Annotated in this window: 18 protein-coding genes; 4 read left to right on the top strand and 14 right to left on the bottom strand. The window is 48.5% G+C overall.

The window, feature by feature from the left end:
* Positions 1–293: 293 nt before the first annotated feature.
* A complete protein-coding gene (locus NGAR_RS13575; RefSeq protein WP_228369190.1) occupies positions 294–857 on the top strand; it encodes a hypothetical protein in 564 nt (187 codons plus the stop codon).
* Positions 858–880: 23 nt separating this feature from the next.
* Here NGAR_RS13575 and NGAR_RS13570 read toward each other — a convergent pair whose 3' ends face one another.
* Positions 881–1,264, bottom strand: coding sequence for an antibiotic biosynthesis monooxygenase family protein (locus tag NGAR_RS13570; RefSeq protein WP_148681485.1), 384 nt, complete (start codon positions 1,262–1,264; stop codon positions 881–883).
* Between the two features lie 492 nt (positions 1,265–1,756).
* Here NGAR_RS13570 and NGAR_RS18905 point away from each other — a divergent pair, with 492 nt between their 5' ends.
* Both NGAR_RS18905 and NGAR_RS13565 read left to right on the top strand, forming a co-directional pair.
* The gene (locus NGAR_RS18905) at positions 1,757–1,885 is read left to right on the top strand and encodes a hypothetical protein (RefSeq protein ID WP_266190271.1); all 129 of its coding nucleotides are present in this window, start codon (positions 1,757–1,759) and stop codon (positions 1,883–1,885) included.
* A gap of 83 nt (positions 1,886–1,968) precedes the next feature.
* The gene (locus tag NGAR_RS13565; protein WP_015020345.1) at positions 1,969–2,187 is read left to right on the top strand and encodes a hypothetical protein; all 219 of its coding nucleotides are present in this window, start codon (positions 1,969–1,971) and stop codon (positions 2,185–2,187) included.
* Between the two features lie 356 nt (positions 2,188–2,543).
* On the opposite strand, the gene NGAR_RS13560 is transcribed toward NGAR_RS13565, so the two are convergent.
* From NGAR_RS13560 to NGAR_RS17840, 8 genes are all read right to left on the bottom strand, one after another.
* Positions 2,544–3,194, bottom strand: a complete 651-nt coding sequence (locus tag NGAR_RS13560; RefSeq protein ID WP_015020344.1) for an ArsR/SmtB family transcription factor — start codon at positions 3,192–3,194, stop codon at positions 2,544–2,546.
* A gap of 69 nt (positions 3,195–3,263) precedes the next feature.
* Positions 3,264–4,907 carry a thermosome subunit beta gene (thsB, locus tag NGAR_RS13555; RefSeq protein ID WP_015020343.1) on the bottom strand — a complete coding sequence of 548 codons (1,644 nt, stop codon included), beginning with the start codon at positions 4,905–4,907 and terminating at the stop codon, positions 3,264–3,266.
* Positions 4,908–4,996: 89 nt separating this feature from the next.
* The gene (locus tag NGAR_RS13550) at positions 4,997–5,371 is read right to left on the bottom strand and encodes a response regulator (protein WP_187147522.1); all 375 of its coding nucleotides are present in this window, start codon (positions 5,369–5,371) and stop codon (positions 4,997–4,999) included.
* Between the two features lie 72 nt (positions 5,372–5,443).
* Positions 5,444–5,983 (bottom strand): MEDS domain-containing protein, encoded by a 540-nt coding sequence (locus tag NGAR_RS13545; protein ID WP_015020341.1) that lies wholly within the window; start codon positions 5,981–5,983, stop codon positions 5,444–5,446.
* Positions 5,984–6,086: 103 nt separating this feature from the next.
* Positions 6,087–6,497, bottom strand: coding sequence for a response regulator (locus NGAR_RS13540; protein ID WP_015020340.1), 411 nt, complete (start codon positions 6,495–6,497; stop codon positions 6,087–6,089).
* 114 nt (positions 6,498–6,611) lie between these two features.
* Positions 6,612–6,821, bottom strand: a complete 210-nt coding sequence (locus NGAR_RS13535; RefSeq protein ID WP_228369189.1) for a hypothetical protein — start codon at positions 6,819–6,821, stop codon at positions 6,612–6,614.
* 122 nt (positions 6,822–6,943) lie between these two features.
* Positions 6,944–7,156 (bottom strand): hypothetical protein, encoded by a 213-nt coding sequence (locus tag NGAR_RS13530; RefSeq protein WP_148681482.1) that lies wholly within the window; start codon positions 7,154–7,156, stop codon positions 6,944–6,946.
* A gap of 213 nt (positions 7,157–7,369) precedes the next feature.
* Positions 7,370–7,528 (bottom strand): hypothetical protein, encoded by a 159-nt coding sequence (locus NGAR_RS17840; RefSeq protein ID WP_015020337.1) that lies wholly within the window; start codon positions 7,526–7,528, stop codon positions 7,370–7,372.
* 357 nt (positions 7,529–7,885) lie between these two features.
* Here NGAR_RS17840 and ahbA point away from each other — a divergent pair, with 357 nt between their 5' ends.
* Positions 7,886–8,884, top strand: coding sequence for a siroheme decarboxylase subunit alpha (ahbA, locus tag NGAR_RS13525; RefSeq protein ID WP_015020336.1), 999 nt, complete (start codon positions 7,886–7,888; stop codon positions 8,882–8,884).
* Here ahbA and NGAR_RS13520 read toward each other — a convergent pair.
* The 5 genes from NGAR_RS13520 to NGAR_RS13500 form a co-directional block, all read right to left on the bottom strand.
* Positions 8,881–9,429 (bottom strand): hemerythrin domain-containing protein, encoded by a 549-nt coding sequence (locus NGAR_RS13520; protein ID WP_015020335.1) that lies wholly within the window; start codon positions 9,427–9,429, stop codon positions 8,881–8,883. The two genes, ahbA and NGAR_RS13520, sit on opposite strands and share 4 nt — an antisense overlap.
* Positions 9,426–10,424: an aldo/keto reductase gene (locus tag NGAR_RS13515; RefSeq protein WP_015020334.1), complete on the bottom strand. Its 999-nt coding sequence runs from the start codon at positions 10,422–10,424 to the stop codon at positions 9,426–9,428. Before NGAR_RS13515 ends, NGAR_RS13520 begins: the two co-directional genes overlap by 4 nt.
* Positions 10,421–10,975 (bottom strand): DUF1802 family protein, encoded by a 555-nt coding sequence (locus NGAR_RS13510; RefSeq protein WP_015020333.1) that lies wholly within the window; start codon positions 10,973–10,975, stop codon positions 10,421–10,423. The genes NGAR_RS13515 and NGAR_RS13510 overlap by 4 nt, the downstream gene beginning before the upstream one ends.
* Before the next feature lie 172 nt (positions 10,976–11,147).
* Positions 11,148–11,858, bottom strand: a complete 711-nt coding sequence (locus NGAR_RS13505) for a chlorite dismutase family protein (RefSeq protein WP_015020332.1) — start codon at positions 11,856–11,858, stop codon at positions 11,148–11,150.
* Between the two features lie 108 nt (positions 11,859–11,966).
* Positions 11,967–12,188 (bottom strand): hypothetical protein, encoded by a 222-nt coding sequence (locus tag NGAR_RS13500; protein ID WP_015020331.1) that lies wholly within the window; start codon positions 12,186–12,188, stop codon positions 11,967–11,969.
* Between the last annotated feature and the right edge of the window lie 12 nt (positions 12,189–12,200).

Genomic DNA, 12,200 nt, shown 5'->3' with positions numbered 1-12,200 from the left:
CCTTCGAGTCCTGAGCGGAAGACCGCAGCACGGGCACCTGACGCCAGGTTCCCGGATATAAAGCTCACAGACTGCGCACCTCTTGTATCCTCTCTTGTACGCAGATTCCTTTCCACCGCCCATCGTATCATACCGTGTGCAAATCCCTCTACAGGTTGAAGCCAAGAACACGATCTTGATGCAGGCCAGGGTTCTTATCGGTTAGGTACCGGTTGCAATCGCTTGCAAACACAATTTCCTTCGCTTGTCGGATCATTCTTATAATTGCAAACGAAAATAGTGGATGAGCCTACGTGCCAAACAACACCCGATCTGATATGTCCGGCGATACTACCAAGCATTCTACAGTGACAATGACATTTAGGATAGAGGAGGGCATCATGGACGTGCTCCGGTCTGAATCTGAAAAGCGCGAGGTCAGCCTGAACACAATGGTGAACCAGATCCTCAGGAGATATGCTGAGTGGGACATGTACGAGCCAAAGGTAGGCATGATACCTATTGCAAGGCCGCTGGTTTCAGCATTGTTTGAGCACATGGACGAAAAAGAAATCGTGGAGATAGCCTGCAAGGTCGGCAAGAATGCGGTGCACGATATCGCCTTGTTCATGAAGACCAGAATGGACCTCCAGTCGTTCCTGTCCTGGTTTGAGATGCGCATCAAGACATCCTCGATCGAGTTCAGCCACAGCAGGCTGGCAAACGGCAGGCACACATACGTCATAAAGCACGATCTTGGCTACAACTGGTCGCTGTACCACAAGACCCTGCTTGAGCTAATATTCAACGAGATACTGCAAAAGCGCATCGATATAACAATAACACCGACAACAATGACTTTGATGTTTGATGAATAGTAGAGTCGAGCCTGCTGCTACTACTACCATGCGGCTATGCTGTAGAACGAAAGTGACGGAGGCTTTGTCATGAATGTAAGCGCTTTTGCGTGTAGCTCTCTGTGTTGCCGGCTTGCACGCATCGCCAGAAACGATTCTTTGTCTGCAGCCATGATGATTATTCTGTGCCTGCCGTCAGGCGATTCTATCAGGACTCTTCCGAGAAAACCTTTGTAGTGCGAAAGGATTTTGCTGTTGACCTCGGAAAACCACTTTTTGAACTCTGCAATACATTCTCTTTTCAATTCAACATCTGCTATGGCAACAAAAGTACATTTCTGGTCTGCTCCTATATGCTGCATAATTATGGGTATTAGTTTCAAGGGAGCTTTTGTAGTCTGCGGAGTGGTTACGTCACGCCTATCCACCGCCGTCACCAGCCACCAGACATGTTGACGTCATGATCAATTCACTTGAGTTGTTCTACTACTACTTCAAAAATTGTTTTCAATATATATTAACTGGCGAGTATATAGTGCAATCAATAGCAATCGACTGGAATTATAAAATCAGGCCGAGCTTGGCATCAAAATATCGTGTCCAAAGTTGCAGATCCTTCGTGAGATTAGCCATCAGCGCAGCAGAAACCACAATCGCAGATTTGGTCTCCATAAGATTCACATGTTGTCATTTCTTGCATAGTAGCTTTTCTTTACAGAAATTTGTAATATTAGTTGCTCAAACCTTCTTATGATTAGTCAAAAGAAATTCTGATGCGTTTTTCAGAGGTCAGCGTATTGACGTATATTAAAGTCATCTCCATCAATTGCAGATCTTTGCGATATGCTGCAAGAAGTTACAAACAATGCTTTTAGGTGGATAAACGTGGTCAAGCCAACCAAAGAGGAGACAGGCTGGAAATGAATGATGACGCAAAAGTGAACAGCAATTTATCAAAGGTCATAGAGGAAATACTTGCAGCTGATGCCCAATCGCACTGCATTGTAATATACAAGGATCTTCTTTCGTTCAGAGAGATATACACTTAATGCACAAGAGAATTTCTTGGAAGAAACGAAATTGTAATATTGTGGCCGTTCTATGAAGCAGTAGAGAATACAAATTATTCTGGTTGGAAAACTGTGGAATAGATGTACCAGAATATAGCCGAAAGACGCAGCTCCTGATAATTGATGCATTGGATGTCTATTCTAACAAGGAAGAAGACATTGTTGACCTAATCGAGCAATTTGCCCTGTATGCAAGAAGGAATGGCAAGGGCAGAGTAGTAATCATAGGCGATTTGGGGGCGTTCCGCCTCATACAAAAGATAGACAGGTTGATATCATAGGAGGGATGGATTGGAAAGAAAATCATGAGCAACGTCAAGCTATTTTGCTGCTATCCTGCAGGCGACATTAGGGATTTGAATTCTGATCAAATAGCACATCCATGTGGTGCCCATTCACGCAAATTGTATATAATAAGAGATAATATCTGCGAGAGTGAGAATCTAGCTCCTGCTTAGCAAACAGGCAAAAATAAAGCAACAGTAGTGCCTGATAATTCAAAAAATGATCTTTGAATCATGTCAAAACATGATCTTGGCTGCAACTGGTCGTCGTTGTATGTCACAATTCTTGAACCAATATTTTGACGAGATACTACAAAAGCGAATAGAGATGTCACGATGACTTGAGTGCGCAGCTAGTCCAAGTCCTCGAACAGCAGCCGCGCGCTCTTTTCATCTATCTTGTTTGCAATGCTGGCAAGCATGGCCCGGAGGCTGGACTCTTTTTCATCGACCAAGTCTGAAAGTTCAGCCACTGACTTGGGCGATTCTTCAATTATCCTGTAAAGCACCCTTCTTTCAGAACTGTCAAAGTTGTCCCTGCCCACCTGGTGCAGCCTGTGCAGTATCTGCTGCCTGAGCGCGTAAAGGTCGCGCAGGCGGTCTTCAATGCTAGATATCTCTTTCTCCACGTCCAGCAAGCTTGTTTGCAGGTGCGACAGAGCTTCGCCTGCGGATTTGGGCGTTGATTCGTACCTTTTCTGCCGGGTTTCTGAAATAGCCTGATTCTCTATCGTGAAGTCGTCTTCTGAAAGCGATATCCTCAGCATGAACGAGCTGTTGAGCTTGTAGTACTTCCTGTCCGGCGCGCCAAGGTCGCTTTTCTTAGAGTACGTCTCGATGATCCCTCCCTGCTCTAATGCTACAAGGTGTCGCAGTATTGCCTGCTGCCCTACGCCTATCTCTTTCGCCAGCTGGTTGAAATACATCGGCTCTTCAGAAAGCAGCTGCAATATCCTCCGGCGAGTATCGTTTCCCAGAATGTCCAGAATTACCCCGGAATCCAACTGTCGCTGTTCAGCTATAGCAAATCACCTGTCAAAATAAAAAGGGATTGTTGTTGGACATTTTCCTTATTACATGTCCATATCGCCCATGCCGCCACCACTACCACCATGGCTGCCGGGCTTGGGCATGTCCTTTGGCTTTGAAGCGGCTATCACCTCGTCTATCCGCAGTATCATGCATGCTGCTTCTGTTGCAGCATTTATGACCTGCTCCTTGACTGCAAGTGGCTCATAGATGTCCTTTGCTGCTAAATCCGCTACCTTGCCATTAAAGACATCGATACCAAAGCGCGCCTTTCCAGTTGCCGTGCTCTTGGACCGGAGCTGCACTTGCGTATCAAGCGGATCCATGCCGGCGTTCTCTGCCAGCACCAGTGGGATGGTCTCGATGCCGTCTGCAAATTTCTCGGCCGCCAGTTGCGCCCTTCCAGACAGGCTGCTGGCCCACTCCCTCAGCTTCAGCGATGCCAGAGCTTCTGGGGCTCCGCCTCCTACCAGCACGTATGGGTATTCTACAACATCTTTGACAGCCATGATTGCATCGTGCACCGAGCGCTCTGCCTCATCAACCACTCTCTGAGAGCCTCCACGCACAAGGATGCTTACAGACTTTGGGTTTTTGCACTCTTCAACAAAGACCCACTTGTCGGTCTCTACCTTGCGCTCTTCAACTACTCTGGCAAAGCCCAGATCTGCTGCGGACAGCTCATCAAGGTTGTTGACAATGCGTGCCCCTGTAGCCCTTGACAGCTTGTACATGTCGCTTTCCTTTATCCTACGTACTGCAAGAATGCCTGCCTTTGCCAGATAGTGTTGCGCAATGTCATCAATTCCCTTCTGGCACAGCAGGACATTGGCACCTGCCGCTATCACTTTATCGACCATCGATTTCAGCATGCGGTTCTCTTCGTCAATGAATTTCTGCATCTGGTCAGGCGAGTTGATGTTTATCTTGGCGTCAAACTCGGTCTTTTCAATTTCAAGGGCACTGTTAATTACAGCTATCTTGGCGTTCTCAATCCTCTTTGGCATGCCTCCGTGCACGACTTCTTTGTCCAAGACGATGCCATGAATAAATTTGGTATCGCGTATGCTTCCACCTGCCTTCTTTTCTACCTTGATATTGTCGATGTCTACCCTGTATTGGTCTCCTGACTTCTCTGCGACTGCCAACACCGAGTCGACTACAATGTCGGCCAGCTCTTGCGAGTTTGCAGAGACCACCTTGGACGCCATTGATGTTCGTGCAATTTTTCTGAGGAATGCCTTATCTGTTGGGTCCACCTTGATGGCGATCTCTTTGAGCGTCTCGATCGCCTTCTCCGATGCCTTCTTGAACCCTTCTACGACCACCGTCGGGTGCACGTTCTTTGTGATCAGCTCCTCAGCTTTTTCAAGCAGAGACCCTGCAAGCACCACGGTAGAGGTCGTGCCATCTCCAACTTCATTGTCTGTTGCCTTGCTTATCTCTACCATCATCTTGGCAGCAGGATGCTGAACATCGATTTCTTTTAGAATTGTAGCACCATCGTTGGTGATGGTCACATCACCAAGGGTGTCTACAAGCATCTTGTCCATTCCCCGGGGTCCCAGCGATGTGCGGACTATCTCAGCGACTGCCTTTGCTGCAGTGATGTTGTTTCTCTGTGCTTGGTTGCCTTTTGTTTCAGTTGTCCCTTCTTTTAAAACGACTATAGGAACTTGAGCAGACATAGTTTGTTTCACCTATGTTAGTAACAATATGTGTGTAAGTGGATATTTATCTTTTTCTCAGGATCGCCCGACGACAGACTACTTGGTTCCTATTTTGCTATCAGCGCCATGATCTTGGCCGCCACAACATCGGGTGAGAGCGGCTTTTGTATAAATTCGTCTGCGCCGTATCTCAGGATATTGACTCGATCGTCATCTCTATCCGCTACAACAATGACCCTGACGTTCCTGCCAATGGTTCTTGCCCTTGAAATCAAAAGCCCACCCCTTTCGGACGCAAGCCTGCCATTGATGCAGACAAGGTCGATTGCCTCCTTGTATTTGTCAAGCAAATTCAAGAGTTCCTTAGGAGTGTTTGCTGCAACAACGGCTACTCCTTGCCGTTTCAGCATGCCCGTAAGGGCAGCATCCATCTTCTTGTCGCTCTCGCCCAGAAGCACAAGCGGCTTCCAATCCAAAGGCATATGATATAAAATAATCATATCCAGTATCTGTAATAACTCGGAACTAGCTTTTTTGTAGTGAAATCCTAAACGCTACTTAACTACCTTGTCGTGCTTGTTGATTACAAAATCCTGATCTTCTTTTGAGAGCGCAGCAAAACTCTCGGCGTGGTACATGCATATTATCGAAGTGTTTTTCAAATTCTTGGACAGCGAAAGATTGTTCTCATATTCCCTCAGGTCCTTGACTTCCCTGTGAAGATGGAACGCGTCAGCGCTTGCCAGCACGCAGACTCCTTTCTTTCCCTGATGGATCGCCCCCTCATCAAGGATCTTCAAAAACTTGTAAAAGTCCGAGCTTGTGCCAAAGAACTGTTCGACAGAATCTTCCACAAAGAGGTTGTGGGCTTTTTTGTACCTTGCCACGTCGATGCCAGCGTTTTCCAAAAACGCATAGACGTTCTTTACAGGCTCGTAGTAAGACAGCAGCACCACGACATCGTTGTCCTCAAGCGCACGCTTTGCAAAGCGTGAATAAAACTCCCTGAGGATATCTAGTGTCCCAAAGATTAGTACATTGTGCTTGCCATAGGCGCAATCCAGCTGCTGCAAGATCTGGTCGGCCGAACTCATGCGCCTTTCTCCGTCATTTCACGTGACAGGATTACGTTTCACATCCGATATTAAATAACTTTCCTCCACTTTTTGTACATACATATATGTATGTGTGCGTGACTCACTGGCTGGCAAGTTGCCTTTCCACGGCCTTGCAAATGGAGTTTAGAGCAAACGGCTTTTTGACAAGCTCGTCGTATTTCATCACTGGAAGGTCCTGGCGGCTCTTGTCGTCATCTATTTCAAAAGCAGTCATCAGGATCACCTTGATCTTGGGATCGATCGACTTGGCCTTTTTTGCAAACTCGTATCCCGATATGACGGGCATGCGGATATCCAGAATCAAGAGGTCGTACCTGTTGTTGTCATAAGACGAGCCATTCGCGCCTTCAAATTCATGGAGAGCCTCGATCGGGTTCGTAAAAGAGTCGACATTGTTGTATCCATACCTTTTCAATATGTTTTGAATTATTGCGACAATGTCGTGCTCATCGTCCACCACCATTATGCGCTTGGTAGCAGGAGAGAGCATCTTTCTACTGTCCTAGTAAAGTGTACTTATATATAAAAATCTCCGCAATCAGTAATTGCCGGCCTTGCGATCCTTAGCATCCTATGCACTTTTTGCAGGGCTTCTTTCTTTATATTATTTCTTGCCGAAATTAAAGTAGCAAGAGTAGCAGTATTCTTTGCCGTATATCACGCCTGAAGAGCCGCACTTGGAGCAGTGCTTGTCATGTTCTATAGTGGAATCCAGCGACTTGGCCTTTTGCAGGCACTTACCACAGATGGGCGCTTCGAGGTTGTAGCTTGACAAAAAGCCGCTGCCGCACTGGTTGCACTTCAGGCTGTACATCTTGCCTTTCGGCTTCCAACCAAATAACCTCATATACTTCTAGTTTACCATTATTCCACGCTTCCGGCTTAAAAATTAACAGTAACCTTGTTACTCAAGGGCCAAAAATATAAAAGGAAAAATCAGGGCTGGGCCTTTGCCTGCTCTTCTTTGTCCCTTCCATACGATTGGAAGAAAAGCCCGCTAAAGATCAGAGTCGCAGTCATTGCGGCGGACACGATCACCTGCGCCGGCGGCAGGCTGAATACGAACCCTACCACGAACGATATCGCAGCGCCGACCGAGCTGTATGGCATCCATTTTGTCACTGCCATTCGCGCTCTATCTACCACCACTCTGTTTTTTCGCCTCCGACTATATTGTTCGCAGAATCGACAATTAAATCATGCTTACCTTTGTTACCTGAGTCATTGTAAAAGGGGAAGCGCCTGTAGAGCGTGCTTCGGGGGAGCAGGGCCAAAAACATTGGCATAGCCCTACAGGCTGTTACAACAAACAATCCCCACCTTATAACCAGACAAGCACCTTTAGGGGAGGGAGAGGGGTCGTCACCTGCCAAGCCATGACCTAAGAAGGTAGAGTATTGCAAAGGTTACACCTACAGACAGCGCTATCACCAAGGCCAGCCACGACACGTCGCCTGCCGTAATCGCCAACATCTGATATACGCAGAGGTAGGTTTTGGCTCTATTGTTGTCGTTTGACACTCGACTTCTGCTCATCTGCTCACGGGATTAGCGTCAGTCTCACGTTCCCGCTCATAACTTCACTTGCGCAGCCTTTTGAACCATGGAGCACATCACGGTCCTTCGCCGCTATCACGGCTTGAGCTTGACTATTGCCCATGGGCTTTCTGCCTTGTCATTGGCGACCTCTTGCCCGCCACATCATCAGACTACTTGGCTTGTTATCAGGTTATCTCTCTACTCATTTGCCTTTTCGCAGTCCTCATCGATTGATGGCTTTAGGTAGTGAATCCTTGAGGTACCTAATAAATTGCAACAACCGCCAATTTTGGGATGCATAAGTTTTTAATGGATTAGCAACCACTTTTACCCCGCCCGATGCAAGCAAACCAACAGCAACTTGACGAGATTGATAAAAAGCTGTTAAATGAGATCCAGTGGGTCTTTCCGCTTGTTGACAGGCCGTATCTAGAGATTGCAAACAGGTACAGCATTTCTGAGCAGGACGTCATGCGCCGTATAAAGGCTCTTAAAGAGATGGGCCTCATACGCCAGATAAACGCAATTTTTGACACGCGCAGGCTCGGATACAAGAGCGCGCTGGTCGCCTTTGCCGTAAGGCCGGACAAGCTCGATCAAGTAGCCGACAGGGTAAACGAGCACCCTGGTGTCAGCCACAACTATGAGCGCAACCACGAGTACAACATGTGGTTCACGCTTGCAGTCCCTCCCGGCTCTGACATGAAAAAGGATCTGGATAGGATGGCTGCGCTTGACGGCGTGATAAAGTACCGCGTCCTTCCTACGCTAAAGCTCTACAAGATCGGAGTCAGGCTCGACATGGTGAACGACGACGCCGAGAAGCCCAAGCCAACCGATGAGGTAAAAGAGATGAACCCAGAAAAGGTGCAGCTGACCGAGCGCGACAAAGAGTTCATCCGCGAACTGCAAAAAGACTTGGCAGTAGTGCAAGAGCCCTTCAAAGAGGCTGCAGACAATCTGGGGATAACGACAGGCGAGCTGTTCGCCAAGGCCAAGGAATACGAGAGTACTGGCATCATGAGGCGTTTTGCCGCCATATTGCGCCACCGCGACGCCGGCTTTGTCGCAAACGGGATGGTGGTGTGGAACGTGCCGGAGGACAAGATCGACGAGGTCGGCTTCAAGCTGGCGGCATTCCCACAGGTGAGCCACTGCTACAGGAGGCCGGTCTATCCTGACTGGCGGTTCAACCTGTTCAGCATGGTCCATGCCCGGTCGCTTGAAGCAGCTGAAAAGATGGCAGTCGAGATGTCAAAGACGATCGGCATTAATGACTACAAGATACTATTCAGCTCACGCGAGTTCAAGAAAGAGCGCGTGAAATATTTCGTCTAGCGCGCCCACTCGGCGCTTTCCAGCTGCGCCAAGACTTCGACCAAGTTGCCGCTTCTGCGTACGCACTCGTGCTTCATGTGCTCAAACTCTCTTTTCAGCTCTTTTTCTTCACTCTCGGACAGCGATCGCCTTTCCTTGACGTCTGTAAAGAACCGATCTTCCTTTGAAGTGTGGTCAAGGATGAACACAGAGTATGCTTTGAGGTAGCGCGCAAGGGGCTCTCTTGCATCCTTGCCCTGCAAGAACTCTTCAAGGTGTATCCTGGCCCTTTTTGCGATCCTTCTTCCAAGCTCGTGCTCGACTAGGAACTTGCGGATCTCCTCGGAATAATAGTGGTCCTTGCCTTCAGTTTCAGGGAAATAGCCGTTCTCCTCCTTGCCGTGGTGGAACTGGTCGACGAACTGCTCCATAATGTCCGCAATCTTTACCAGGTCGCCGAAAGGCACATCCTTATTATCATACAGGAGCGTGTAGCACCTTTCAATGACTGCTTGCAGCCGCCTGATGGTGACATGATCTTGCAGCAGGTCGTCGGTTGCGCTCATTTGTTGTTGGAAGAAGCAATAGGCTGGACATAAAAGTTCTTTTCGTACATCTGCTCGACGCTTGCTGCCTCTGAGGCGCTGAGGTACTTGCCGTCAGAGATCGACGCAAACATTTCTATCTCTTCGATGCTGATCATCGTCGGCAGCACGACTGAAATCTTCTTTTGCGAGAGTATGAACTTGATCGCAAGCTCGGTGATGCTCCATCCCTTTTCCTTGGCGATCGGCTTCATGTTCTCTATCTTTTGCATAGCCTCCACGATGAACTCTTGCTTTCTGAAGCTGCGGTGGTCATTCTTGTCAAATTTCGTGTCCGCGGTGACCTTGCCTGTCAAGAGTCCTGATGCGTCCGGAACCCTGACTATTATCCCCACATCGTGGCGATCGGCTTCCCTCATAAAGTCGCGCCCCGGATCCTGCTCCAGTATGTTGTAGACGGTCTGCAAACATGTAATGTTTCTGTTCTTGATCGCCTCGAGGCCCTCGTCCTTCCACCCTATCGCCGGCCCAAGCGCGGCGCCGTGGCTCTTGATCGTGCCCTTTGCGACCAGATCGTCAAGCGCCGCAAACAACGCGTCGTTCCTGATGGCCGCCATCTTGGGGTTGTGCAAACTGTAAACGTCGACATAGTCTGTCTGCAGCCTTTCAAGGCTCTTTCCAAGTGCAAACTGCAGAAATTCCGGATCATGCTTTTGCGGAAGCTCGCTATGGCCGATCTGCTCTGCACCGTACATGTCATAGCCCCACTTTGTGGAGTAGATCACTTCATTGCGCATGTCCTTGAACGCCTGCGCCATAAGCCTCTCGCTCTTGCCCTTGCCGTACATATCGGCAGTCTCGTAAAAGTTGATTCCAAGGTCGTAGGCGCGTTTTAACATCCTTATCGCTTCGTCGTCGTCGATCTTTTTGCCCCACCAGTCAAGGCCGATCGTCCACGCGCCAAAGCCGATCTCGCTTACCTTTATGCCGCTCTTACCAAGTGTCCTGTATTTCATGCCGCTATTGACAGCACTCCTTTTACTTCAGACGCTAACTTTTCAAATTGCAAATCATCCAGCACCGGTCTTCCGCTTGCGTCCATGTCAAGCGGTATCCACGACTTACAGCCGGCCCATTCGGGTCTGCTGTCGACCATGATGGGCTGGTCGAGCTTGAAAACGCGCAGCAATATCACGCTCATAGGCTTCTTGGGGTTGTAATCCATCCTCGCATTAACATAGCTTTCGTTCCACACATGGTATTTTGCAAGCGAGTGCAACGCAGTGCGGTTGCTTACCTCCTTGACCTCCACTACCTGCGCATATGCGGTTATCCTGTTGCTGCCTGCCGCAGGCTGCTCTTTTAAAATTTCGTCAAGTTTAGCTGCATAGTCTGGCTGCAAATGATCCTTTGATTGGTGCTCAAACGTCGGAAAAAGCAAGAACTTGTCATGCTTTACTTCAAAGCCCTGCCGGTATTCCAGTATGCCGCCCTTGCGCAAAAGCACGACCTGCCGGCCTTCTTCAAGAGCCCTGCAGACGACGGCCCACTCTTTGAGAGCCTGCATTATCTGGCTCTTTTAGCGGCCTGCGCCTACTAATTATCTTTCGGTTTTGGTGCATTGTGACTCATCTCGGGCATAAAAAATGGTGCAATTGCAGAGCCTATCTGAATAATCAATTAGACTGTGCAGATGCATGAAACAACAACAACTGTCGCGACAGCTTCATTTGACCGCTTTATCCAAGGCTTTTTATTATTTCCTCAATTTCCCTGTGAACGCAGACAATCATGGGAGTGTCCCTGACTACGTACTTGCTGACCTTGGTCTCGCGCAGCTGCATTATCAATTCCTGAAATGCCATTAGATCCTCGGTTTCAAATGCAAGCATGAAATCCTGATCGTCAAGCCCGAACGAAGACGTAGTGTTGAGCCGGACCTGCGGGAATTTGCGCCCCACGGCAATGTGCTCGTCCATCATCTTCTTGCGCTCCTCAAACGGCAGTAGGTACCATTCCCTTGATTTTACAAATGGGTAGACTATGCAATATTTCAATGGCTGCGCGTCTGTCATAAAACTGGGAATCACCTTTGACGAATAGACAGACGGCCTCATTGCCGACAAAAAGACGTACGACTGCGTAAGGTACTTGCCAAGCACGGTAGAATAGATCTTGGAAGCCATGACCTGCGTCTTTTCGACCGTGTCTGAAATCATCCAGAACATGATGTCGGCGTCTTCTCGAAGGCCGAGAGTAGAGTAGGTGCGCACCTTCATCTTGGTGTTTGCCACATCGACCAGACTTGCAAACTCTTTGGCCGCTTCCTCCTTGCCAATCTCGTTCAGCCAGCGCCACTTTGGATCGACCTTGAAGAACGAAAAGTTGAGAAATATTGTTACTGCCGCCTGCTTCTCGGGAGCCGGTGGTGATGATGTTTCAGAAGACATCTCTGTGGCTGCAAGTTTGCCTGTACCCTAATTAAAACTAGACTTTGGGGCGACTGCCTCCACACATGCCGCATATATTCATTCATTCCTCGCAACGACGTGCGCGCCCTAGATCTTTTCTGTGCTGTGCTGGTACTTTATGTGAAGGCGAAAGTCGCGCCGGTTGCTGAACTGTATCTTGTGGGTGTAGCAGACAACTGGTATGTCTTTTCTCAGGTTTCTCTTTCTGTGCTCAAACGCGTCGTCCAGCTTTGCGTTGCCTCTCAGGGGCGGAGCTGGCATGTTTACCTTGGCGTCCTTTACAGCCGCTTTAACCATTTCTGCCATCATCAGTTTTTGAAC

The sequence above is a fragment of the Candidatus Nitrososphaera gargensis Ga9.2 genome (assembly GCF_000303155.1).
Taxonomy (GTDB): Archaea; Thermoproteota; Nitrososphaeria; order Nitrososphaerales; family Nitrososphaeraceae; genus Nitrososphaera; species Nitrososphaera gargensis.
Note: the sequence above shows the minus strand (reverse complement) of the source record. Positions and strands in the feature narration are given on the sequence as shown.